The sequence below is a fragment of the Actinobaculum sp. 352 genome, from assembly GCF_003957265.1.
In the GTDB taxonomy this organism is placed as follows: domain Bacteria; phylum Actinomycetota; class Actinomycetes; order Actinomycetales; family Actinomycetaceae; genus Asp313.
Window position 1 is genome coordinate 466890 of the sequence record NZ_RQSN01000001.1, and the last position, 24331, is coordinate 491220.

Genomic DNA, 24331 nt, shown 5'->3' on the forward strand with positions numbered 1-24331 from the left:
AGTTGAGCGGTAGCGAAGGAAAGGTTGCGATGTCCCAGACAGACTCCAGTGAACTGCGTGATGTGCGGCAGCAACTGGTCTCTCTTGAAGAGAAGAACCAGCGGCTGACCGCATCGCTTGTGGCCGCACGGGATCGTATCCGCGATCAGGCCGAACAACTCGATGCATTAGCGCGCCCACCGGCATCGTTTGCTACCTTCCTCGCTGCACACGAACAGGATCATTCTGTTGATGCCCTGGTTGCGGGGCGCAAGATGAATCTGGCCGCGGCGGTCACGTTGCCGCTGGGCTCCCTGCGTCCGGGGCAGGAGCTGCGGTTGAATGAGCAGCTTGTGGTGACGGATACAGCCGGGTACGAAGATACGGGCACAGTTGTCACGGTGGAGCTGGTTATCGATCCGCAGCGTGCATTGGTGAAGATTCATGCCGATGATTCGCGGGTGCTGCGTATCTCCGGGCGCCTGGACGCAGAGCACCTGCGTGTGGGCGATACCGTCCTGGCAGATTTGCGCTCCGGATTCATTCTAGAACACATCGAAAGGCCGGATGTTGAGCACCTGCTGCTGGAAGAGGTGCCGGATGTCTCCTACGAGGATATTGGTGGACTCGGCCCGCAGATTGAGGAGATCCGTGACAGCGTTGAGCTTCCCTTCGAGCAACCCGAGCTGTACCGCGAACATGGGCTCAAACCGCCCAAAGGGGTGCTGCTGTACGGGCCTCCCGGCTGCGGGAAGACACTGATCGCGAAGGCCGTCGCTACCTCGTTGGCCCACAATGCGGCCGAACGTACCGGTGCGGCGACGGCGCGATCATATTTCCTCAATATCAAGGGACCACAGCTGCTCGATAAGTACGTTGGCGAGACGGAACGTCAGATTCGCGAGATCTTCTCACGCGCGCGGGACAGGGCGGCACACGGTATCCCGGTTGTGATCTTCTTCGATGAGATGGAGGCACTTTTCCGCACACGTGGGTCGGGCATCTCCTCCGACGTCGAAACAACTGTGGTCCCCCAGCTGTTGGCGGAAGTAGATGGCGTTGAGAAACTGGACAACGTGATCGTCATTGGCGCTTCCAACCGGGAGGACATGATCGACCCGGCGATCCTGCGGCCGGGGCGTCTTGATGTGAAAGTGCGTATCGAGCGGCCCGATCACGCCGGATGTCTGGATATTCTTTCGAAGTACCTCACCGAGGAGTTGCCGTTGCACCAGGAGGTGCGCGCGGCCTATCCCACCGCGAGTGAGGCAGCGGCGAGCCTGCGGCACGTCACCGTCGATACGCTGTACGCGCGTACTCCCGAAAATGAGTACGTCGAGGTGCACTACGCCGATGGAACCCGTGAAACGCTGTATATCGCGGACTTCGTCTCCGGAGCCATGTTGGCGGCAATCGTGGATCGCGCGAAGAAACTGGCGATTAAAGACCTTCTCTCCACCGGCGAGCGCGGATTGCGCAAGAAGCATCTGGTGGAGGCAGTGCACCAGGAGGTACGCGAGAACGAAGAACTCGCGACGATTGCGAATCCGGACGAGTGGGCGCGTGTACACGGCCGTGGACAGGGCGAACGTATTGTTCATGTGCGGGCGCTGCTCACACGCGAAACGAATGGCCCGACCGGTTCCGGCGCGCAAGTCACCACCGAATCGACGGCGGCGGGTACGCCGCCCCCGGCCACGCGCGATGGAGAAGGGATGGCTGACGATCCCGGACACAGGTGGGGTGAAACTGTGCCCGAGGGACTGATCTAAGGAGTAATTCATGACCGCGCGCCGTATCGTCGGCTTGGAGACCGAGTTCGGGATTCTCGCCCCGGCCGATCTGCAGGCAAATCCGATTGTGTTGTCCACACGCATCGTCGATGCCCTCGGAGCCGAGTCCGCAGCCAGCGGCGGTGCCGGTGCCGTGCGCTGGGATTTCCATGGCGAAGACCCACTCAGCGACGCGCGCGGCTATCGCATCGAACGAGCCGCCGCGCACCCCTCACAACTCACCGATGATCCGGAGTCGCTTGCGCCCTCGGGAGATGTGCCGCTGGAACATGTGCAACGGCGCAGCGAATTGCTCAGGCCGCGCGCGGCCAACGCTGTGCTAACCAATGGAGCCCGGCTCTACGTCGACCATGCACATCCGGAGTACTCCTCACCCGAAACGGCCACTCCGCGGGAGGCCGTGCTATGGGACAGGGCGGGCGAGTACCTGATGGCCGAGGGCATTGAGATACTTGATGGCGAAGTGGTGGTCTATAAGAACAACACCGACGGCAAGGGAGCATCCTATGGCGCGCACGAGAATTACCTCGTCCGGCGTGATGTTCCCTTCGCGGATATCATCCGCTACCTCACGCCGTTCTTCATTACGCGGCCGGTGTTGTGCGGTGCCGGACGCGTTGGCCTCGGGCAACGCAGTGAGCAGCCCGGATTCCAGATCTCACAGCGTGCTGATTTCGTCGAGAACGACGTCGGTTTAGAGACTACTTTTGATCGGCCCATCATCAACACACGCGACGAGCCACATGCGGATGCGGCGCGTTATCGCCGCTTACACGTCATTGGTGGGGACGCCAATCTCTTCGATGCCTCGACTCTGCTGAAGGTCGGTGCGACGTCGTTGGTGTTGTGGCTGCTGGAGAGCGGTGATATACCGCTTGGGCTCGACTCGGTGCTGGTGGATAACCCCGTCGACCAGACCCGGCAGGTTTCTCACGATCCCACGTTACGTACGGTGCTTGACATGCACGACGGAACAACGAAAACCGCACTGGATGTTCAGCAGATATACGTGGATGTTGTACGCGAAGAACTTGCCAAGCGGGGTGAACCGGACTTCGACACCGCTGAAATCCTGCAACGCTGGCAATGGACCATAGATACTCTGCGAAGTGACATGTTCGCCGCTGCGTCACGAGTGGAGTGGGTGGCGAAGTACCAACTGCTTGAATCCATGCGTGTGCGCAGCAACGCGCGGTGGGATGATGACAAACTGCGAGCGTTTGACTTACAGTGGCATGACTTGCGCCCGGAGCGGTCAATTGTGCGTAAACTCGACGCGGCGGGAAAGGTGGAGCGGCTTTTCAGTCCCGCCGAGGTCTCCGCTGCCGTGACTCGGGCTCCCGAGAGCACACGGGCCTTCCTGCGCGGCGGACTGATTGCGCGTTTTCCGGGGCGTGTGGCCGCAGCGGGCTGGGACGGCGTCGTTCTTGATGCGGGTGAGCTGGTTCGTATTCCGACCATTCATCCGGATCGGGCCACCAGGGCGCTGGTCGGGCAGATTCTTGATAATGCGAGCACGGTGGAGGAATTCCTCACCGGACTGACAAGCCGCTGAGCGGCATACGACTGTGTAAGGAGGAAAGAATGTCACAACAGGAGTTCGCACAGCCGAGGAGAACGGTTGAGGAACAAACAGAGACGGAACTACCGCAGGTACAGGTTTCCACCACGAGCAGCGAGGTTGATTCCCTGCTCGATGAGATTGACTCCGTTCTGGAGCAGAACGCATCCGCCTTTGTTCAGGGTTTTGTACAAAAGGGCGGTCAGTGATTCCGCGGCGAGTTATGGGCATAGAAACCGAATATGGTTTGACCTGTGCTCATACACAGGGCGCTGCGCCCCCACTCGATCCGGAGGAGGCCGCCCAAGAATTATTCGCCCCGATCATCGCCATGGGAAGGTCAACAAACAGTTTCCTAGCGAACGGAGGACGCCTCTACCTCGATGTGGGCGCACATCCCGAATATGCCACGGCGGAATGCGACGTATTGGTAGACCTCCTGGCAAATGACCGTGCCGGTGAGCTTCTATTTGCGGATCTTGCCGCACGGGCGAACGAGCATCTGGCCAATCAGGGCATTCCGGGGCGTATACACCTGTTCAAGAACAATAATGACGCCGAGGGAAACTCCTTCGGCTGCCACGAGAACTACTTGGTCCGACGTCGCTCGGATTTCCGAACTCGCATTTCGTCCATGCTTCCGTACTTTGTGACACGCCAAGTCGTGGTGGGGGCGGGCCACTTGCGCCGAGAGGATGGCCGGGTGACGTTCGAGTTCTCACAGCGTGCCGATCAGATGTGGGATGCGATTTCATCGGCTTCTACGCGCTCGCGTCCGATGATCAATACGCGGGACGAGCCTCATGGCGACGCGGAGCTATACCGCCGTATGCACGTGATTGTTGGTGACTCGAATATCGCCCAAGCAACCACTGCACTCAAAATGGCTGCGACCGAGGCTCTTCTCATCATGATTGAGGACGGTGGAATCCTGCCGAATCTGACCCTGGCAGACCCCATGCGGGCGATTCGCGCCACGAGTGAGGATCTCACCGGCCGCGTTCCGCTCGAATTGGCGGCGGGAGGTACGGCCACGCCGTTGGAGATTCAACGCCGCATGCGCGACGCCGTCCTGCAGCATTTCGAACGCAAAGGGTACCTGGCGGAGTTTGATGCCATACGCCGGTACCTATTCGATTTGTGGGGACGAGCTCTCGACGCGGTGGAGGCGCAGGATCCGGCGAGTATTGCCACGGAAATTGATTGGGCAGCCAAATTGTCTCTGCTGCGGCGCTACTGTGATCGGAGCGGACTGACGCTGGAGGATGCACGTATTGCTCGTCTCGACCTCGCCTACCACGACATCACGGACCGTGGCCTGCGGGCAACCATGGAGCAATCGGGTCTGCTACGAACGCTACTGCCCGCGCACGCGGCGGAGAAGGCGATGAAGATGCCGCCGCAGACCACTCGCGCGAGAATCCGTGGAGAGTTTATTCGCGCCGCGCAGGCGCACCGGCGGGACTATATGGCCGACTGGATGAATCTGCGGTTGTTGGAGGCGCAGGGAACCCGCAGTGTGGTTTTGAAAGATCCGTTTGCGACGGTTGATGCACGCGCGGATGAACTCATGGCGCAGATTGCGGAATGATGATCGCACGCCACCGATTCCTTGCCATCCTCGCCGTCTGCATGATGGTTCTATCCGGATGCCAGAGTCCCAAGGGGGAGGGATCCGTGCGGGTCACCGGGGATTTTGGTGCTCCGGTCAGTATCACCATTGACGGCACCATCGCCGTTAAGGCGGTGACTACGGTGGTAATCACACAGGGCGACGGTCAAGAGGTCACCGAGGATTCGCCGGTGCTGCTGCGCGCCACTTCGTTCGATTCCCGCAGCGGCAGGGTGGTATCCGGCTACGAAACGGGAACCGTTCGCCTAACAACGGCGAACAAACAGGGCCTGGGCGATTTGGCGGACCAAGTCATCGGCCGCAGTGAGGGTAGTCGGCTCATCGTTGAAAGGCCGGGACTGGTACGCGATGACGAGAGCGCGGTTGAGATCGTCGTCGTCGATGTGCTGTACACGACGGCGTATGGCGAGGTAGAGGAATTGCCCGATCCTGCCCCCAGTGGCATGCCGACAATCGAACGCGGCGACGGGGGAGGCCCGGCCATTACGGCCGGAGGCGGGGAGGTTCCGGAGCTCTCGGTTGTGCGAGTCGTTACCGGCACCGGTTCGCAGGTGTCTGTCGGCGATGAGCTGGCACTGCAGTATTCGGTTGTCGACGGCAACGGTACGCTTATCGACACCACGTGGAATGGAACGGGCCCTGTGGCCGTGGATCTGAACTCGGTGATGGAGGGCCTGCAGACAGGACTGGTAGATCAGCGAGTGGGATCCCGCGTGGTTGTGCTGATCCCCAGTTCTCTGGCCGCAGGAGAGGGAGACCGAGTCGCTGTGGTCGATATTCTCGCGGTTCTTGACGGCGACGCCGAATAAGGGTGCGCTTCGAGCGCGGCCTGCCTCGAGGCCGGTCGACCGAGCGTCAGGACGGCCCAGCGTGCTGGGAGTTGCGCGCCTTGCAGGGTGGAAGTCGGCGGTGCCTGCAAGCGAGAGCGGCCTCTGGTTCAGGGCTTTCCGTCTACCCCCCAGTCCGCCAAACGCGGCGAGTCACGCTGTGCCAGAAGTGCATTTTCCTGGCGGCGCCAGATACTCCACCACGACTCGGACGACTCTCCTTCACGCACATCGACGCGGCGCCGTCGTTCCGCCTCGTCGCATTCGATCCATACCGTGCGATCCAGCAGTGGAGCACAGGCGGCGCTGCTGGCTCCCGACCCCACAAGTAAAAAGAGACGGCACGTTCCCACAGCGGGAATGCGAACATGGGAATCCCAGCGCATAGCGTTCCAATCCCAGCGCCGCACATCGGCCCAGCCGTTCCGACGCAGCGGCGTCAATAGCTCGGTTGCGACGTTCTGGACCCCGGCCATCAGACCTTGCCAGCCGGGGATGAAGTCTTCCACTTCGGCAACTGCGAGCGCGTCAACTGAGCTGCGCAGAGATGCGGCGAGATGCCGCGCAAAAGTCGTTTTGCCTGCGCCGGAGTGGCCGTCGATGCCGACGGTGATACAGCGGCGCTGTGTCGTACTCAGCGCGATAACTTCCGCCGTGATATCTCGAATCGCGGTTGCAGCGGTCACCGGTATCATGTCCTTACTGTATCCGCGGTAGGCTTGGTCGTTGTCCGGGATGTCATGATTGTGTAGCGAGAGGAGCACCATGGCGGTAGCGATTCGGGTCATACCCTGTCTCGACGTGTCCGGCGGGCGTGTGGTGAAGGGTGTGAACTTCCGGAATCTGCGCGATGCGGGCGATCCGGTGGAGCTTGCCAACGCCTACAACCGCGACGGTGCAGACGAGATCACTTTTTTGGATGTCTCTGCCACCAAAGAGGGCCGCGGAACTATGGTGGATGTTGTACGGCGTACGGCCGACGAGGTGTTCGTCCCGCTGACGGTGGGCGGTGGCATTCGCAGCGTTGCGGACGTACGGTCGTTATTGGAAGCGGGGGCGGACAAGATTGAAATCAACAGCGCCGCAGTCGCGCGCCCGGAACTGATTACGGAGATCGCCGACCAATTCGGAAGTCAGGTCGTCGTACTTTCACTTGATATGCGGCGGGTGACGGGTGACACTCAAACGCCGTCCGGGTACGAGGTGACAACACATGCCGGGCGGCAGGGAACCGGGATTGACGGATTGGAGTGGGCGCACCGCGGCCAAGAGCTGGGCGCGGGTGAGATCCTGCTGAACTCTATGGACGCCGATGGTACCGAAGGAGGCTTCGACATCGAGATGACAACCGCCGTTCGCGAGTGTGTGAGCATACCGCTTATCGCCTCGGGCGGAGCCGGTCGGGTGGAGGACTTTGTGGCGGCCGCCCGCGCTGGGGCCGATGCCGTACTGGCGGCATCCGTGTTTCACTTCGGCACGCTCACAATTTCGCAGGTCAAGGCCGCCTTACGTACCAGCGGATTCGAGGTGCGTTGATGGAAGACGTGCTTCCCAGCCGCATCGCCTCCCGCGTCAGGTTCGACGCGGCTGGCCTGTTACCCGCAGTGATCCGCGATGCCACCGGCCACGATGTTCTAATGGTCGGGTATATGAATGAGGTCGCCCTCGCTCGCACACTGACCAGCGGTAGAGTGTGGTTCTGGTCCCGGTCGCGGCAGGAATACTGGCGTAAGGGAGATACCTCCGGGCATATTCAACTGGTACGTCGTGTTCAGCTCGACTGCGACGGCGACTGTGTGCTTGTGGATGTCATCCAGGTGGGGGCCGCCTGCCATACGGGAACACGAAGCTGTTTCGATGCGGGAGGGGACCTGCCGATCACCGGTTTGATTGAGGGGGAACAATGACTCCTGCAAACGCCTCGCCCGGCCCGCATCACCTCGAGTTGGGTGAGATCTGGCCCTCGCGAGATCATTTCTTGGAATTGGCAAGCACGCGGCGGGTGATACCTGTCGTGGAGAAGCTGCTGCTCGATGACGCGGCCCCGCTGGGCATCTACCGGCGGTTGGCAAGCGGTAGTGGAACCTTCATCCTTGAATCGGCCGAACACGACGGGACCTGGGGACGCTGGTCCTTCATCGGAGTGCGTTCCATGGCGCAATTGGTGGCCACACAGGGACACGCAGAATGGAAGGGAGAGGTCCCGGTCGGTCTTGCGCCGTCGGGCACGACGACGCAGCTGCTGGCTTCCGCATTGGAAGAGTTGGAAGGAGCGGCTATTGGGGGCCTGCCCCCATTGACCGGGGGCCTGGTCGGCGCGCTGGGCTGGGATACATTATTCGACTGGGAGCCGCGACTGCGCCGCCAGGCACCCCGTGAACTCGGCACCCCCGACTCCGTCATGTGCTTGACTACTGACCTGGTGGCTGTCGACCACCGCGACGGAACCGTGTGGCTCATCGCTAACGCGATCAACGCGAATAACCGGCCCTCCGGCACCGCAGAGGCGTATGAGGATGCCGTGGCGAGGCTCGCAGCGATGGAGACGGGCCTGCAATCTCCCGAGTCCATGCACGCACTGCGACGTGGGGAGGTGGCGGAATCGCAGCCACAGTTGCGCACTCCCCAGCCTAGGTTTGAGGCCGCAGTTTTCGCGGGGAAGGAGGCGATTCGCGACGGCGAGGTGTTCCAAGTCGTGCTCTCCCAGCGGGCCGATATTGACTGCCCTGCCGATGCACTTGATGTGTACCGGGTGTTGCGAACAATCAACCCAAGCCCCTATATGTACTGCCTACGCTTGGACGACGGCGCAGGTGGGGACTTCGCCGTCGTGGGGTCATCTCCGGAAACACTCATGCGGCTGGACAACGGTCACCTGACCTCCTTCCCCATTGCAGGTTCGCGGCCGCGCGGAGCCGATTGGGAAGAAGATCAACACCTGGCGCAAGAACTCCTTGCCGATCCAAAGGAACTCTCCGAGCACGTCATGTTGGTGGATCTGGCTCGAAATGACCTTGCCAAGGTCTGTGTACCGGGAACGGTTGAAGTCCAGGAACTCATGGAGATCAAACGTTTCAGTCATATCATGCATATTTCATCCACGGTTTCCGGACGACTGGCATCTGGTTATAACTCGGTCGACTGCCTACGGGCGACGTTCCCAGCCGGCACGTTATCGGGAGCTCCTAAACCGCGCGCCATCGAGATTATTGACGCACTGGAGCCGGCCCGGCGTGGCATTTATGGCGGCGTCGTCGGCTATTTCGACTTTTGTGGGAACGCGGATCTGGCAATCGCGATTCGCACCGCTGTTCTTGCCGCTGGGAAGGCAAGTGTGCAGGCGGGAGCGGGCATCGTGGCGGATTCGGTTCCACAGACCGAATTCGTGGAGACTCGCAACAAGGCTGCCGCTGCGGTGCGTGCCATTCAGATTGCCGGCGCATTGTGTCCGGTGGGCGGATAAGCGGCACGGGCCACGATCAGGCTAGAGTGGGATTCCGGAAGGACGGTGGAAGATGAGCGTACTTGATGAGATCATCGCTGGGGTACGAGAGGATGTCGCACGTAGGCAGGCCGACGTCAGCCTCGACCAGCTCAAGGAACGCGCCTCCCGTATCCCCGGTGCCATCGATGCGGAAGCCGCATTACGCGGCGGGGTTCACCGGAATGTCGCCATTATTGCCGAATGTAAAAGATCGAGCCCGTCGCGGGGCCGCTTGGCGGAGATTGCCGATCCGGCGACACTTGCCGGTGAGTACCAGGACGGCGGTGCCTCCGCCATTTCGGTCCTCACCGAGGAACGGCGTTTTCATGGCAGTTTGGAGGACCTTGATGCCGTGCGGGCACGCGTGGATATTCCCGTGTTGCGCAAGGATTTCATCGTGTCGCCATATCAGATATGGGAGGCCCGGGCGCACGGTGCGGACGCGGTGTTGCTGATTGTGGCGGCCTTGGAGCAGACCGTGCTGACCTCCTACGTGGAACGTATTCACTCGCTTGGTATGACGGCGTTGGTGGAGGCCCATGATCGAGAGGAGGCACGCCGGGCACTCGGGGCGGGAGCACGGGTGATTGGCGTGAACGCCAGGGATCTGAAGACACTGGAGGTCAATCGTTCCGTTTTCGATCAAGTCGTTGACATCCTGCCGGACCATGTGGTCCGGGTTGCGGAATCCGGTGTGCGCGGACCGCAAGACGTTCTTGACTATGCTCGTTCGGGAGCCGATGCGGTTCTTGTGGGCGAAGCACTTGTGACCAGCGGGAGTCCCAGCGCCGCGGTGCGCGACATGGTGGCCGTGGGGCAGCATCCTTCCCTCGATGCGATGGAGCGATAAGCGTGACAGAGAATCTCTTGGGGGCCGCGTCGGGCCCGTATTTCGGTGACTTCGGCGGACGCTATGTGCCGGAGGCTCTGATCGCTGCGTTAGATGAGGTGGCCGAAGCCTGGTCGCGTCTGCGAAACAACGCGCAATTCCGGGAGGAGTTGGATCGTCTAAACCGGACGTATGCCGGGCGGCCTTCTATTATCACGGAGGTTCCGCGCTTCTCGCAGCATGTCGGCCAGGCTCGTGTGATTTTGAAGCGCGAGGACCTCAACCACACGGGTTCACACAAGATCAATAACGTGCTCGGCCAGGCCCTCCTGACCAAGGCACTGGGGAAGACGCGAATTATCGCGGAGACCGGTGCTGGCCAACACGGAGTTGCCACCGCAACCGCAGCGGCGCTGCTCGGTCTGGAATGCACCGTCTATATGGGCGCGGAAGACGTGCGCAGGCAGGCGCTGAACGTTGCCAGAATGGAACTGCTCGGCACCCGCGTCGTGGGGGTGACAGCCGGTTCCCAGACTCTCAAGGACGCGATTAACGAGGCGTTCCGCGACTGGGTTACCAATGTCGAGACCACGAACTACGTGTTCGGCACCGCTGCCGGTCCACATCCCTTCCCCGAGTTGGTGCGCGACCTTCAGAAGGTGATAGGCGAAGAGGCCCGGGCGCAGGTTTTGGAGTTGACCGGACGGCTGCCCGATATCGTGTGTGCCTGCGTAGGCGGTGGATCCAACGCCATTGGCACGTTCAACGCGTTTCTCGATGACCCGGCAGTGCGCCTTGTCGGTCTGGAGGCCGGAGGGGACGGCGTGGAAACGGGGCGAACGGCCGCCTCGATCAACGGTGGCAGCCTCGGAGTATTCCAAGGATCGCGTTCTTATATGCTGCAGGACGACGACGGCCAGACCATCGAATCGCACTCGATATCGGCAGGGCTGGATTATCCGGGAGTCGGACCGGAGCATGCATGGCTCTCCTCCATAGGGCGCGCCGAGTACCGGCCGATTAACGACGACGACGCCATGGAGGCGTTCCGTCTGCTCTGCCGTGAAGAGGGCATCATTCCGGCGATCGAGTCATCACACGCGTTGGCCGGCGCATTGGCGTTGGGGCGCGAGGCGGCCGAGCTCGGCGATACGGCGCCCATCATCTTGGTTTGCCTGTCCGGGCGTGGTGATAAAGACGTAGAAACCGCAATGAGCTATTTCGGGATCGACGGTAGGGGAGGCTTGCAGTGAGTACTGCCAATGTAATCGACGCGCGACGCGCAGCGGGGCAGGCCGCCTTTATCGGCTATCTGCCCGTGGGCTTTCCGGACTTCGACGGCAGCGTGCGTGCCGCGCGCGAATTGGCCGCTGCCGGTGCAGATATCATTGAGCTTGGCCTGCCCTATTCAGATCCGACAATGGACGGCGGCACAATCCAGGTTGCCGCGCAGCGGGCTCTCGATGGGGGCTTCCGAGTCGATGATGTATTCCGCGCGGTTGAGCAGGTAGCGCTAACCGGTGTCACCGTCCTCGTCATGACGTACTACAACCCGGTGTTCAAGCGCGGAGTAGACCGATTCGCAGCCGATTTGGCGCAGGCCGGGGGAGCTGGCCTCATTACGCCCGATCTAATCCCCGATGAGGCGGGGGATTGGACTGCCGCCGCCGAATCCTACGATCTAGATCGCGTATTCCTGGTAGCACCCTCGTCTCGGGATGACCGTTTGGCTCGGACAGCGGCAGCTTCGCGCGGGTTCGTCTACGCCGCCTCTACCATGGGTGTGACGGGGGAACGCACAACTTTGGATCATCGGGCCCGGCAGCTGGTATCGCGTACGCGCGCCGCAGGAGCTGAGCGTGTCTGTGTGGGTATCGGCGTGTCTACCCCGACACAGGCGCGGGACGTGGCATCGTATGCGGACGGTGTCATCGTTGGCTCGGCCTTGGTCCGTTGCCTGTTGGATTCCGACCGAGATGCCGGGGTGAAGGCCCTGCGTGAGACGGCGGAGTCTTTGGCCGCTGGAGCGCATGGATAACGCTGACGCCAGCTTGAGGTAAACCGACCATTTTAAGGAGCAGGCGTAGTGGTTCCTCTATCCATCCCGTCGCCAGCGGATTCTGTCTGGTATATCGGCCCAGTCCCGATTCGGGCATACGCTATCGCGATTATCATCGGTATCCTTCTGGCCTGGTATATCCTCGACCGTCGCTATCGAGCAAAGGGCGGACCCAGCGAGGCCACGGTAGATATCGCAATGTGGGCGGTTATCTTCGGAATCCTCGGGGCGAGGATCTACCATGTGGTTACGGATAGCCAGCTGTATTTCGGGCCGGGTCGTAACCCGATCAGAGCCCTCTATATCTGGGAGGGTGGCCTGGGCATCTGGGGTGCAATTACACTCGGCGGTGTGGGTGTGTACCTCGCCTGTCGGCGGCTCGGCCTTCGCCTAGCACCGGTTGCGGACGCATTGGCGCCCGGATTGCTGGTGGCGCAGGCCGTGGGAAGAATCGGTAACTACTTCAACCAGGAGCTTTACGGTAGGCCCACCGACGTACCGTGGGCTCTGGAGGTGGATAGCACGCATCGGGTAGCGGGATACGCGACGGAGGCGACTTTCCACCCGACCTTCCTTTACGAACTATTGTGGTGCCTCGCCGGAGCGCTCGTTCTACTGTGGCTGGAACGGCGCTTCAACCTGGTGGCGGGTCAGCTGTTTGCCGCCTATGTCATGGTGTACACGGCCGGGCGGATGTGGATCGAGACTCTACGCATCGACACCGCGCACCACATCCTTGGATTGCGGCTGAACGTGTGGACGGCAATTGTCGTCTTCCTCGGTGGTTTGATTGCGCTGGTTTTGCTGCGTCGCCGCTATCGGGAGCACCCGGATGCCAACGACATTTGGCGTGCCGGTAAGGACCCCTCCCGAGAAGACTCCGATCAGGACCGCGCAGAAGACGAAAATGACGTGCAGGACGACGTCGACGGTGAGGATCCCGACGGAGGTGAACATCCCGACGGGGAGGACACCTCCGCCGATGGCGAAGATGACTGCGCGCTCAGCGATGCGCAGGATTCGGCCTGCGCCGGGGCCGATCAGGCTGGGAGTAGCCCCGCCTGACTGTGCCTTGCGCGGATATGCGCGGCATAGCGGACCAGGGGAGCGCGTTACGACATGCGCCGCGCTCTTGACCGACAGTCACTATTGTGGTCAGCGCAACCAAGGCGCCTAGTCTTCTTCGCACGCCCCTCGGGTAGAATTTGTGCCATGCGTAGAGCGAAGATTGTCTGCACTCTCGGCCCGGCCACCGACACTCAGGAAAGAATCCTCGAGCTGGCTGAAGCGGGGATGAATGTTGCGCGTATCAATGCGTCGCATGGTTCGCACGAAGAACACGAAGAGCGGATCGCGCGCGTACGCAAGGCGGCGGAGACTACAGGCAAGGCGATCGCGGTACTCGTTGATCTACAAGGTCCGAAGATTCGTCTGGGCACGTTCCCGGACGGTCCGGTTGACCTCGGCGTCGGCGACAGCTTTACCATTACGACCGAGGATGTTCCCGGTACAAAGGAACTCGCCTCGACAACGTTCAAGGGGCTGCCCGGAGATTGCCATCCCGGCGATAGCATCCTGATCGACGATGGAAAGGTAGCGGCGCGTGTGACCGGCATCGATGGGCCGCGCGTACACACCACAATCGAAGTCGCGGGGCGGGTGTCGGATCACAAGGGGATTAATCTTCCCGGTGTAGCGGTGTCGGTCCCGGCGCTTTCCGCGAAGGACCGGGAGGATCTCAAGTGGGCGCTGAGAATAGGCGCGGATGTCATCGCCCTGTCGTTCGTGCGTTCTCCTGCGGATATTGACGATGTTCACGAGATCATGGATCAGGTGGGTGTACGGCTGCCGGTTATCGCCAAGATTGAGAAACCGCAGGCCGTGGCGAATCTCGATGGTATTATTCGAGCTTTTGACGGGATCATGGTGGCGCGAGGCGATCTGGGAGTGGAGGTTCCGCTCGAGCAGGTGCCGATCATGCAGAAGCGGGCCATTGATCTGGCACGCAAGCGTTCTAAGCCGGTGATCGTTGCGACACAGGTTCTGGAGTCGATGATCCAGAATCCGCGCCCGACTCGCGCGGAGGCTTCAGACTGCGCGAATGCGATTATCGACGGCGCAGACGCGGTTATGCTCTCCGGTGAAACCTCCGTTGGTTTGTACCCGATTGAATGCGTACAGACTATGGCGAATATCATTGAGTGGGCCGAGGAACATGGCATGGAGCAGATTCCCTTGCTAGGTAATCTGCATAAGACGCGCAACGGTGTACTCACGCGCGCCGCCGTCGAAATCGGTGAATCACTTGGCGTCGCCTATATCGTCGTGTTCACCGAGTCGGGCCAAACCGCCCGGCGAGTGGCACGTCTGCGCTCACGACTTCCGTTGCTCGTGTTCACACCAGATCCGCGCGTGCGTAACCAGCTCGCATTGACATGGGGCATCGAAACGTTTACTGTTCCGCATGTCAAGCATACGGACGACATGGTGGCCCAGGTTGACCACTTGTTGCGCGAAATGGAATTGGCTGAGGACGGAGAACGTATCGTCGTCATCGCTGGAATGCCTGCCGGCGTTTCCGGTTCCACGAATACGATTCGTGTGCATAAGATGGGTGAGACCCTGCCGCGTCGCGGCTAGGCTATTGCTCCCGTGGTGGAATTGGCAGACACACCGCACTCAAAATGCGGCGCCTTCAAAGCGTGCGGGTTCGAGTCCCGCCGGGAGCACAGGCATGGTTAGCGGTCCTGCGACCGAGGAAAGAAAGGTAAGAAACGGGCGTGACCTGCGAAGATCTATGATTCGCCGGTTGGAGGCGTTATTATGAAACAGTCCAATAGATGGCGCCCGTCAAAGGAGACAGTGACAGCATGGCAGAAGATGAGGTAACGGAATCACAGTCCGCCGAGGCACAGCGGCAGCGCGTCCGCGCGCTCGTCGTCGAGGATGAGGCGTTGATCCGGCTCGATATCGTCGAAACGCTTGAGGATGCAGGATACGAGGTGGTCGGGCAGGCCGGCGATGGCGAGACGGCCATTGAACTTGCCGACGAACTTGAGCCTGAATTAATCGTTATGGATGTCAAGATGCCCGGGATGGATGGCATTACCGCGGCTGATCGCATCCTGCAGGATCGCCGATGCGCGATTGTTATGCTCACGGCGTTCTCGCAGAGCGAGTTGGTTGAGCGGGCACGCGATGCGGGCGCTATGGCTTACGTTGTCAAGCCTTTCACTCCTGCGGAACTCATTCCGGCGGTTGAGATCGCTGTCTCGCGCAGTCAGGAGATCGAGGCGTTGGAAGGTGAAGTCGCAAGCCTGACCGAACAGTTCGAGACCCGTAAGAGGGTCGACCGTGCGAAGGGCCTGTTGCAGGCGCGTATGGGGCTCACGGAGCCGGAAGCATTTCGATGGATCCAAAAGACCTCGATGGATCGGCGTCTGACCATGCGTGAGGTGGCGGATGCCGTCATCGACCAGGTCGGTGGCAAAGACTAACCGCATTGAGCCAAGGCGAGGGGCTGGGGTATACGACCCCGGCCCCTCGCCTTTTGGACGTCGCGATAGATTCTTCCTGCGCCGGTTCGCTAAGCGGAGGGACGCCTGACGTACACTGCGGTGAGACGCCCAGCCGCCGTCAGAACTCCGGTGTCGTCGCGCACATGTACCTGAGCACAGAAGCTCGAGCGTCCTTCCGATAACACGGTTGCAGTCGCGGTGACATGGCCTGTCAGCGCTGAGCGAAGTTGGCTGACGGAGAGTTCGGTCCCCACCGGAATACGCCCTTTGGGCGCGTGAAAGCTGGCGAGGATTGAACCGGCATGTTCGATTAACACGCCATTAGCGCCGCCGTGTAGCAGTCCGATGGGCTGGGTGTTTCCCGCCACAGGTAGGCGCATACGTACCTGGCGTGGTGTTGCCTCGATCAACTCGACACCCATCGTGTTCGCCAAGGCGCCCAGATCGTGTAAGAACAGGTTGTCACTCATGGGATGATAGTACGCGTTGGATACCCCAACCGGCTTCCTGCCGTAGGCTTATCTGTGTGAACACGCTGCTGCTCGTCGATGGCCACTCCATCGCATTCCGCGCTTTCTACGCCTTGCGTGCAGAAAGCTTCCGCACCGCAAACGGCCGCTACACCAATGCAGTTTACGGCTTCACCTCAACCCTGCTAAAGATCCTCGCGGATCATAAGCCCACCCACGTAGCGGTGGCTTTCGATTTGCCAGGAGGAACGTTCCGTACGCGTCGCTATCCCGAGTACAAGGGTGGTCGCGCGAAGACGCCAGAGGAGTTCATCGGACAGATAGAACTCATTCAGGAGACACTTGATGTTCTGGGGATCCGCTGGCTCACGGTAAACGACTTCGAGGCTGACGACATTATCGCCACGCTGGCCACCAAGGGCCGCGCCGCAGATATGCGCGTGTACATCGCTTCGGGCGATAAAGACTCCTTCCAACTCGTCGGAGAGCAATGCAGCGTGCTGTACCCGATGCCGCGCTCGGAGATGCAGGAACTCGACCCGGTGGGAATTGTGCGGAAAACGGGGGTGAGTCCGGAGCAATACTCGGACCTCGCCGCACTAGTAGGAGAGAGCGCCGACAATCTCCCCGGCGTTCCGGGGGTAGGGCCGAAGACTGCGGCCAAGTGGATCAAGGAGTACGGCGACCTTGTCGGCATTCTGGCGCATGCCGATGAGATCAAGGGAAAGGCCGGCGAATCGCTGCGCAGCCATATCGGCCAGGTTCAGACCAATCGGGAATTGAACCACTTGGTGACTGATTTGCCGATCGGTGAGGATCTCAGCGAATTCCTACCGCGCGGTGTGGATCGGCAAGCGGTACATGAGCTTTTCGACACGCTCGACTTCACCGGACTGCGCACGCGGGTTCTGCAGGAGCTTCCCGCGCGAGATGGAGATGACTCCCACATGAGTGACTCGCTCGACTTGGCCGTTGAACTCAGCGAGCGTGGTTTTGACGCTTGGCTGACGGCACATCGGGGAGACGACTACGGCGTTTACGTCGAGTCGGGCACTGCAGGCGCGTTGATCGCCGTGGCGGGGCACGATAACGAGGTGTGGTGTGCGGAAAGCGAGGAGCTGGGTGAGGATGATGCGCAGGCCCTGACGTACTGGTTGCGCGACGGCGATGCAGACAAAACGTTCCACGATTCCAAGCGCGCACGGCACATTCTGGCGACCGCGCTTAATGCCGAGATCTGTGGCGTTGTGGCCGATACTCTATTGCAGGCGTATCTGCTCTACCCGGACCAGCGAGAGTACGATCTGGAAGACCTTGTGCTCAGGCATCTCGGCTCGGATTTCGGCGAACGGGCCGATAGCGACCTCTTTAGCCTGGAGGGCGCGCGACGCGATGGAGCGATACGGGCCGCTGCGGTGCGCCCGCTGTCCGATGCCCTGGGCAATATGTTGGCGCAACGCGGAGAAGACGGCGACCTGAAGCGCCTTGAGCTCGGCGTAGCGGAGTTGCTATTCCGGATGGAACAGACGGGGATCGCCGTCGACGAGCCGTATCTGGAGTCGCTACACATCGATTTTGATGCTCGCGTCGAAACCGCGGCGCGAGTGGCGTATGAGGCGATCGGCCACGAAGTGAACCTCTCCAGTCCCAAGCAACTGCAGACGGTGCTGTTCGATGAACTACGTCTGCCGCCCACCCGCAAGACGAAGTCCGGGTACACGACCAATGCGGATGCTCTGGCAGAACTTGCAGCGAAGATCGCATTACGAGAAGACGACCAGGCCGTGGCGGGGCAGACCTTCCTCGCCGCATTACTTGAGCATCGTGACGCGATTAAGCTGCGGCAGTCGGTAGAGGGCCTGCAACGCTCCATTGCCGATGATGGACGGGTTCATACCACCTATCAGCAGGCGGTGGCCGCAACGGGTAGGCTTTCATCCACCGAGCCCAATCTGCAGAACATTCACGCGCGTACCGAGGAGGGTCGGCAGATACGCGAGGCTTTCATCCCAGAGGCACCCTATGTCGGTCTGCTCACTGCGGACTATTCGCAGATCGAGATGCGACTGATGGCCTCGCTTTCCGGAGACAGCGCGCTAATCGACGCGTTCCGCCAGGGAGCCGACCTTCACACGTATGTGGCCTCGCGTGTCTTCGGTGTTCCCGAATCTGAGATCGTTGCGGAGCAGCGTTCGAAGATCAAAGCCATGAGTTATGGGCTCGCCTACGGTTTGTCGGCCTTCGGGTTGTCTCGTCAGCTCCATATTGACGTCGCCGAAGCGCAGGGCCTGATGGATGACTATTTCTCGCGCTTCGGAAAGGTACGTGCATACCTGGACTCCCTTGTGGAAAGAGCTCGCCGCGATGGGTACACGGAGACAATCCTCGGCCGTCGGCGCTATCTGCCGGAGCTGAGTTCCACCAACCGGCAGGTCCGCGAGACGGCGGAGCGAATGGCGCTTAATGCCCCCATCCAGGGCTCTGCCGCCGATGTCATCAAGCTGGCGATGGTTTCGGTGGCGCGCAATCTTGATCGGGAGCGACTGACGTCGCGTATTCTGCTACAGGTCCATGACGAACTCGTGCTTGAGATTGCGCCGGGGGAGCGCGAATGCGTGCAGGAGATCGTACGTGAGGCCATGGAGGGCGCCGTCGCGCTCGATGTGCCGCTTTCTGTGGGATTCGGCTACGGGGAGAACTGGCGCGCTGCCGCCCACTGAGTTGTTTTCTTGCCACATATGTGGGATAGAACCCGTAGACCGGTCGCTGACTCGGGTGCGGCGGGCTGTCCGCTCGTCGCATATGTGGCGTAAAACCCGCGCAAATCCGCGGTTACTGTTTGCGGCTCCCCCCGGACTCCCGTAGAATTGCATACCGGTGCGGCTCTACGCCGTGTCACTTCATTGTCCATATCGATTTCTATTGTCCGTATCGGAGTCATTAACTTCATGACCGCTAACACCCCCGCAGCTTCGAGTCTCCCGCAGGTCGCAATCAACGACATCGGCACCGAGGAAGATCTTCTCGCCGCAGTTGACAAGACCATCAAGTACTTCAATGACGGAGACATCGTCGAGGGTACTGTCGTCAAGGTCGACCACGATGAGGTCCTCCTTGACATTGGCTACAAGACCGAGGGAGTCATCCCCTCCAAAGAGCTTTCCATCAAGCACGATGTTGATCCTGACGACGTCGTCAATGTGGGCGACGAGGTTGAAGCTCTCGTCCTGCAGAAAGAAGACAAAGAAGGGCGTCTACTGCTCTCCAAGAAGCGCGCCCAGTACGAGCGCGCATGGGCCCAGATTGAAGGCGTGAAAGAAGCTGAGGGTGTTGTTACCGGCACCGTCATCGAAGTCGTCAAGGGCGGCCTCATCCTGGATATCGGCCTGCGTGGATTCCTGCCGGCCTCCTTGGTTGAAATGCGCCGCGTGCGCGATCTGCAACCGTATATCGGCCGCGAGTTGGAAGCCAAGATCATTGAGCTGGACAAGAACCGCAACAATGTTGTGCTTTCCCGCCGCGCCTGGCTGGAGGAGACACAGTCGCAGGCTCGCGGCGAGTTCCTGACCAACCTGAAGAAGGGCCAGGTTCGCGAGGGCGTTATCTCGTCCATCGTGAACTTCGGTGCCTTCGTTGACCTCGGTGGCGTCGACGGTCTCGTCCACGTCTCCGAGCTCTCGTGGAAGCATATCGATCACCCGAGCGAGGTTGTTGAAGTCGGTCAGAAGGTTACCGTCGAGGTACTCGATGTCGATATGGATCGCGAGCGGGTCTCGCTCTCCCTTAAGGCCACGCAGGAGGATCCGTGGCAGACCTTTGCCCGCACCCATGCTATCGGGCAGATCGTTCCCGGTAAGGTCACCAAGCTTGTGCCCTTCGGAGCCTTCGTCCGTGTTGAAGATGGCATCGAGGGTCTGGTCCATATCTCTGAGCTGGCCCAGCGCCACGTTGATCTGCCGGAGCAGGTTGTCAAGGTTGGCGACGACGCTTTCGTGAAGGTTATCGATATCGACCTGGATCGCCGTCGTATCTCGCTGTCTCTCAAGCAGGCCAACGAAGGAGTCGATCCCAATTCGGAGGATTTCGATCCGTCACTGTACGGCATGGCCACCGAGTACGACGACGAGGGCAACTACAAGTACCCCGAGGGCTTCGATCCGGTGTCCAACGAGTGGATGCCCGGTTTCGAGGCACAGCAAGAGGCATGGGAGAAGGAATACGCTGCAGCCCACGAGAGGTGGGAGGCGCACAAGACGCAAGTCGCCAAGGCATTGGAGGAGGATTCCGCTGCTTCCGCCGCGGGCGCCGCTACTCCGTCTGCCCCCGACGCAACGCCGTCGTCGTACTCCTCCGGTAGCGATGCCTCCGGCACGCTGGCCTCTGACGAGGCACTGGCGGCTCTGCGGGAGAAGCTGACGAACAACTGACCATTAGGCGGCATTTGGCCGCACATGCATGAGGCCCGGGCGTACGCTCGGGCCTCATGCGCATGTCTGGGGTGGCGCGCGTGGGTGGAATGCACGCCTGTGCTCAAGCGTCACGCGTACCGCCAGGGATCGCGCCTGTGCTCGCACCTGACGCGCATGCCCACAGGTTTGCCAGCCGGTGAGTCTGGCATCTTCGTTCCCTTCCCCTCTCTCGGTTCTCCGGGTTTTCCGCAGTTTTCGCGAATAACCCGAAGTCTTGGCGAAAACCCGAAGATTCGGGCGTCGACGCCGAAGAGGCAGGCCTGGAATCACGACAGGGAGCGCGGAGACCTGCGCGCATCCGTTGGCGCCGCAGAGACGGCGGAATGCATGGGCGACCGGCGTCATGTCGGGTGGATGTCCGCATTGTGACCGGCTGTGCGGGTCGTCGTGGGATCTTGTATGGTCATCGGTGGCAATTCACAGGGTTGCCGGATAGGCGGCTCCGTCTAAACCAGGGAGGAGAGAAGACATGACACCTATGCACATGAGCATGTGTATGTGTTGCCGTAGAGCTCTGCCTCCGCCAGGGTGCGCTGCAGCATAGCCACAGCTTGCCAGACTTGAGGAGAGCAGAGCCAATGCCTGCTCTCCTTTTTTGTGTCTGGGGCAGGCGTCAGGTTTTATGCCCGACGCAGACCTCAGGCGCTGCAAGTAAGGCGGATAGGCGCCGGTCAGTGTTTAGCCGAACGCGATAGGGAAGAGGAAGATGAGCGAGTTACGCAGGCAGCTATTGGGATACGCGGACCATATGACGCAGCTGCGCCGGACGTTTCATGAACACCCGGAACGGGGACTCGAAGAGTATTGGACTGCCGGGGCCATCGAGTCGGAGCTCGATGAGCTCGGTATCGAGCATCGACGCGTCGGTGCTACAGGCGTCCTTGGAACTATCAGGGGAGCGAATGAGGGACCGACGGTGGCCTTGCGTGCCGATATCGATGGTTTGCCCGTCCAAGAGCTCAACGATGTGCCCTATCGCTCCCTGAACGATGGCGTCATGCATGCCTGCGGTCATGATAGTCACATTGCCGCGCTGCTCGGAGCGGCCTGGGCCCTAATGTCCAGACGCCAGGACTTCGCCGGAGAGATTCGCCTGATCTTCCAGCCTGCCGAGGAGATCGGACGCGGCGCCGAAGACTTCGTCGCCGCGGGGGTTCTCTCCGATGCGGTGCGGGTACTCGGACTACATGCGGCATCCGATCTGCCCACCGGCACTATAGGGATTTCGCGGGGCGTGAGCTTGGCGGCGGTGGATCTTTTCGATATCGACATCCAAGGCAAAGGGGCACACGTGTCACGTCCACACCTGGGCGCGGACGCACTCTACGTGGCCAGTCAGATCGTCGTCGGCCTGCAAGCGGCCGTCTCGCGGCTCTCCGATCCGCGCGTGCCGTACGTCGTTGGCATTGGAACTCTCAGCGCAGGAACCACTTATAACGCCGTGCCTGAAACGGCACATATTAGCGGTACAACACGAACTCTATCGGCCGAGCAGCGCGCTCGAGCACGAGCCGACGTGACCCGCATCAGCAAATTGTGCGCTGAGGCGTACGGTGCGCGGGCAGAGGTGACATGGACCGATATTACGCCGGCAGTTGTCAACCCTGCCGAACTGTGCGCTGAGGTGGCCGAGTCGGCCAACAGGCTGGGCGGTATCCGCGTTGTGACCGGTGAGAGCGTTTCGCTGGGAGGCGACAATTTCGCGGAACTGCAGGAGCAGGTTCCCGGTGTTTACGTCTATCTGGGGACGGGGGATCCCAACCGGCCTGAGACGCAGAACTCACATCACAACGGAAACTTCGATATCGACGAGGCCGCACTGCCGATAGGTGCCGCCCTATACGCGCAATACGCCCTCGACGCGCTGGCAGGGGTGGCGCGTTGATTCGACTAGTCAATGTTTCAAAACGCTTCAACGGAGCCAACGGGACGGTCGACGCCCTACAAGATGTATCGCTGCATGTGGAGCAAGGCGACATTTACGGCATTATCGGTTTTTCCGGAGCCGGAAAGTCCACCCTACTTCGTATGGTGAATATGTTGGAGAGCCCCGATTCAGGATCGGTGTTCGTCGGTGGCCGCGAACTAACGGCGCTTTCCAATCGCGAGCTGCGTGATGTCCGGCGATCAATTGGAATGGTGTTCCAACAGTTCAACTTACTGGAGACGCAGTCCGTATACCGCAATATCGCACTACCGCTTATGCTCGACCACGCCTCACGTGCGCATATTGAGCAGCGAGTTGCCGAGGTACTGCGAATCGTCGAGCTTGAGGACAAGAAGGATGCATACGTGTCTGAACTGTCGGGAGGCCAGAAGCAGCGCGTTGGCATTGCCCGAGCTTTGGCCACGAATCCCGACATTCTTTTGTGCGACGAGGCCACCAGCGCTCTCGATCCGAAAACGACGGAGTCAATCCTCGCTCTTCTCAAACGCATCAACCACGAAATGGGGGTGACGATATTGCTCATCACCCACCAGATGCGTGTCATCCAACAGATATGCACAAAAGTCGGAGTGATGGAAGAAGGCCGAATCGTCGAATCCGGGCGTGTGCTCGATGTATTCGGAAGTCCGCAGCAGGCAATCACACAGGAGTTTGTGCGCACGGTTATCAATGACAGCATTCCGCCGAGCATGCGAGCTCTGCTGGAGACCGACAATCGTAACTTTGTTGTTGATCGGCTACGTTTCGTCGGTGAATCTGTGCGTCGCCCGGTCCTCGCCACGGTCGGACGAGTCGAGGGTCTCGAGCTGAATATTCTCGGCGCGACGGTCGAAGAACTTGAAGACACCCCGATGTGCCTGTATCTGGTGCAGCTGATCGGAGATCAGCAGGCGATAAGCGCCGCCGAATCGGTGATAGATGCCGAAGGAGTAACAAGGGAGAGGGTTGCACTATCGTGAGTAATGAAATCTTCGGAATTACGACTGAGAAACTACTGCTCGCCGCCCACCAAACCGTGTACATGCTCGGTTGGGGAATACTGATCGGTGGAATCATCGGGGTCTTGCTGGCACTGACTCTGGTCTTGACGCGGCGGGGCGGACTCTTGGAGAACCGGGTCGTCTACACGGTTTTGAATGTTGTCGTCAACATCGTGCGGTCGATTCCGTTCATTATCCTGCTGGTGGCGATTATTCCCTTCACACGCTTCATCGCCGGCACATCGGTGGGTTCGCGCGCTGCTCTCGTACCGCTGATCATTTACATCAGTCCTTTTATCGCCCGTCTGGTTGAATCCAGCCTGTTGGAGGTCTCCGCCGGAGTCGTCGAAGCGGCGCAGGCGATGGGAGCCTCCACCTTTCAAATCATCCGCTACTTTCTCCTGCCGGAGACCTATGGCTCAATAGTGCTTTCCCTGACAACGGGGACTATCGGGCTGCTCGGCGCCACGGCGATGACCGGTTATGCCGGGGGTGGAGGCGTCGGCGACCTGGCGCTGACTTATGGTCGAGAGCGGTTCAACACACCGCTGATGGTCTTCACCGTCATAATTCTCGTTGTCTTCGTGCAGCTGCTACAGGCTGCCGGTAATACTCTGTCCCGCCGTCTACGTGAGCCACATCGTTCGCGTCGTCGGCCTCGATCGGGGTCAGGACAGCGAAACGATGCGTCGCTCGACGCGCAAAGAGAAGCCCTGGCGCAGCAAGAAGCAGTGCCGGGGGAGCGATTGTCTTGACTTCCAATACGACACAAATCCGGAAG

General features: G+C 60.5%; 21 protein-coding genes and 1 tRNA gene. 20 read left to right on the forward strand and 2 right to left on the reverse strand.

What is annotated here, in order from left to right; all coding sequences use genetic code 11:
* The first annotated feature begins 29 nt into the window (after positions 1 to 29).
* From arc to EKN07_RS02000, 5 genes are read left to right on the forward strand one after another with little or no spacing between them, the layout of a single operon-like run.
* Positions 30 to 1751 carry a proteasome ATPase gene (arc, locus tag EKN07_RS01980; RefSeq protein WP_126145527.1) on the forward strand — a complete coding sequence of 574 codons (1722 nt, stop codon included), beginning with the start codon at positions 30 to 32 and terminating at the stop codon, positions 1749 to 1751.
* A gap of 10 nt (positions 1752 to 1761) precedes the next feature.
* Positions 1762 to 3327, forward strand: coding sequence for a depupylase/deamidase Dop (gene dop / locus EKN07_RS01985; RefSeq protein WP_108715579.1), 1566 nt, complete (start codon positions 1762 to 1764; stop codon positions 3325 to 3327).
* Between the two features lie 29 nt (positions 3328 to 3356).
* The gene (locus EKN07_RS01990; RefSeq protein ID WP_108715580.1) at positions 3357 to 3542 is read left to right on the forward strand and encodes a ubiquitin-like protein Pup; all 186 of its coding nucleotides are present in this window, start codon (positions 3357 to 3359) and stop codon (positions 3540 to 3542) included.
* Positions 3539 to 4924, forward strand: coding sequence for a Pup--protein ligase (gene pafA, locus EKN07_RS01995; protein ID WP_346962684.1), 1386 nt, complete (start codon positions 3539 to 3541; stop codon positions 4922 to 4924). The genes EKN07_RS01990 and pafA overlap by 4 nt, the downstream gene beginning before the upstream one ends.
* Entirely contained in the window at positions 4921 to 5775 is an 855-nt protein-coding gene (locus EKN07_RS02000) for an FKBP-type peptidyl-prolyl cis-trans isomerase (protein WP_125482446.1), read from the forward strand. Before pafA ends, EKN07_RS02000 begins: the two co-directional genes overlap by 4 nt.
* Before the next feature lie 128 nt (positions 5776 to 5903).
* Here EKN07_RS02000 and EKN07_RS02005 read toward each other — a convergent pair whose 3' ends face one another.
* Positions 5904 to 6581 carry a hypothetical protein gene (locus tag EKN07_RS02005; protein WP_125482447.1) on the reverse strand — a complete coding sequence of 226 codons (678 nt, stop codon included), beginning with the start codon at positions 6579 to 6581 and terminating at the stop codon, positions 5904 to 5906.
* On the opposite strand from EKN07_RS02005, the gene hisF reads away from it, so the two are divergent.
* The 10 genes from hisF (at position 6559) to EKN07_RS02055 (ending at position 15662) form a co-directional block, all read left to right on the forward strand.
* Positions 6559 to 7329: an imidazole glycerol phosphate synthase subunit HisF gene (hisF, locus tag EKN07_RS02010; RefSeq protein WP_108715584.1), complete on the forward strand. Its 771-nt coding sequence runs from the start codon at positions 6559 to 6561 to the stop codon at positions 7327 to 7329. The genes EKN07_RS02005 and hisF overlap by 23 nt on opposite strands.
* Positions 7329 to 7700 (forward strand): phosphoribosyl-AMP cyclohydrolase, encoded by a 372-nt coding sequence (gene hisI / locus EKN07_RS02015; protein WP_108715585.1) that lies wholly within the window; start codon positions 7329 to 7331, stop codon positions 7698 to 7700. The genes hisF and hisI overlap by 1 nt, the downstream gene beginning before the upstream one ends.
* The gene (locus EKN07_RS02020; protein WP_126145528.1) at positions 7697 to 9256 is read left to right on the forward strand and encodes a chorismate-binding protein; all 1560 of its coding nucleotides are present in this window, start codon (positions 7697 to 7699) and stop codon (positions 9254 to 9256) included. Before hisI ends, EKN07_RS02020 begins: the two co-directional genes overlap by 4 nt.
* Before the next feature lie 52 nt (positions 9257 to 9308).
* Positions 9309 to 10127, forward strand: coding sequence for an indole-3-glycerol phosphate synthase TrpC (gene trpC / locus EKN07_RS02025; RefSeq protein WP_108715586.1), 819 nt, complete (start codon positions 9309 to 9311; stop codon positions 10125 to 10127).
* Between the two features lie 2 nt (positions 10128 to 10129).
* Positions 10130 to 11359: a tryptophan synthase subunit beta gene (trpB, locus tag EKN07_RS02030; protein WP_126145529.1), complete on the forward strand. Its 1230-nt coding sequence runs from the start codon at positions 10130 to 10132 to the stop codon at positions 11357 to 11359.
* On the forward strand, positions 11356 to 12144 hold the full coding sequence (gene trpA / locus EKN07_RS02035; RefSeq protein ID WP_126145530.1) for a tryptophan synthase subunit alpha: 789 nt from the start codon (positions 11356 to 11358) through the stop codon (positions 12142 to 12144). Before trpB ends, trpA begins: the two co-directional genes overlap by 4 nt.
* 48 nt (positions 12145 to 12192) lie before the next feature.
* Positions 12193 to 13230, forward strand: coding sequence for a prolipoprotein diacylglyceryl transferase (lgt, locus tag EKN07_RS02040; RefSeq protein ID WP_126145531.1), 1038 nt, complete (start codon positions 12193 to 12195; stop codon positions 13228 to 13230).
* Positions 13231 to 13377: 147 nt separating this feature from the next.
* Positions 13378 to 14805, forward strand: coding sequence for a pyruvate kinase (pyk, locus tag EKN07_RS02045; RefSeq protein ID WP_126145532.1), 1428 nt, complete (start codon positions 13378 to 13380; stop codon positions 14803 to 14805).
* 6 nt (positions 14806 to 14811) lie between these two features.
* Positions 14812 to 14894, forward strand: a tRNA-Leu gene (locus EKN07_RS02050).
* Positions 14895 to 15035: 141 nt separating this feature from the next.
* Complete coding sequence (locus EKN07_RS02055; protein ID WP_108715588.1) at positions 15036 to 15662, forward strand: response regulator; 627 nt, start codon at positions 15036 to 15038, stop codon at positions 15660 to 15662.
* Positions 15663 to 15751: 89 nt separating this feature from the next.
* Here the strand turns inward: EKN07_RS02055 and EKN07_RS02060 are convergent, their stop codons facing one another.
* Positions 15752 to 16153: a PaaI family thioesterase gene (locus EKN07_RS02060; protein WP_108715589.1), complete on the reverse strand. Its 402-nt coding sequence runs from the start codon at positions 16151 to 16153 to the stop codon at positions 15752 to 15754.
* Between the two features lie 56 nt (positions 16154 to 16209).
* Here EKN07_RS02060 and polA point away from each other — a divergent pair, with 56 nt between their 5' ends.
* The 5 genes from polA to EKN07_RS02085 all read left to right on the forward strand — a co-directional run bounded on the left by polA (position 16210) and on the right by EKN07_RS02085 (position 24305).
* Positions 16210 to 18873 carry a DNA polymerase I gene (polA, locus tag EKN07_RS02065; RefSeq protein ID WP_346962685.1) on the forward strand — a complete coding sequence of 888 codons (2664 nt, stop codon included), beginning with the start codon at positions 16210 to 16212 and terminating at the stop codon, positions 18871 to 18873.
* Between the two features lie 228 nt (positions 18874 to 19101).
* Positions 19102 to 20580, forward strand: coding sequence for a 30S ribosomal protein S1 (gene rpsA / locus EKN07_RS02070; protein WP_108715590.1), 1479 nt, complete (start codon positions 19102 to 19104; stop codon positions 20578 to 20580).
* Positions 20581 to 21328: 748 nt separating this feature from the next.
* The gene (locus tag EKN07_RS02075; RefSeq protein WP_126145533.1) at positions 21329 to 22507 is read left to right on the forward strand and encodes a M20 family metallopeptidase; all 1179 of its coding nucleotides are present in this window, start codon (positions 21329 to 21331) and stop codon (positions 22505 to 22507) included.
* Positions 22504 to 23529, forward strand: a complete 1026-nt coding sequence (locus EKN07_RS02080; RefSeq protein ID WP_108715592.1) for an ATP-binding cassette domain-containing protein — start codon at positions 22504 to 22506, stop codon at positions 23527 to 23529. The genes EKN07_RS02075 and EKN07_RS02080 overlap by 4 nt, the downstream gene beginning before the upstream one ends.
* Positions 23526 to 24305, forward strand: a complete 780-nt coding sequence (locus EKN07_RS02085; RefSeq protein WP_126145534.1) for a methionine ABC transporter permease — start codon at positions 23526 to 23528, stop codon at positions 24303 to 24305. Before EKN07_RS02080 ends, EKN07_RS02085 begins: the two co-directional genes overlap by 4 nt.
* The last annotated feature ends 26 nt before the right edge of the window (positions 24306 to 24331 follow it).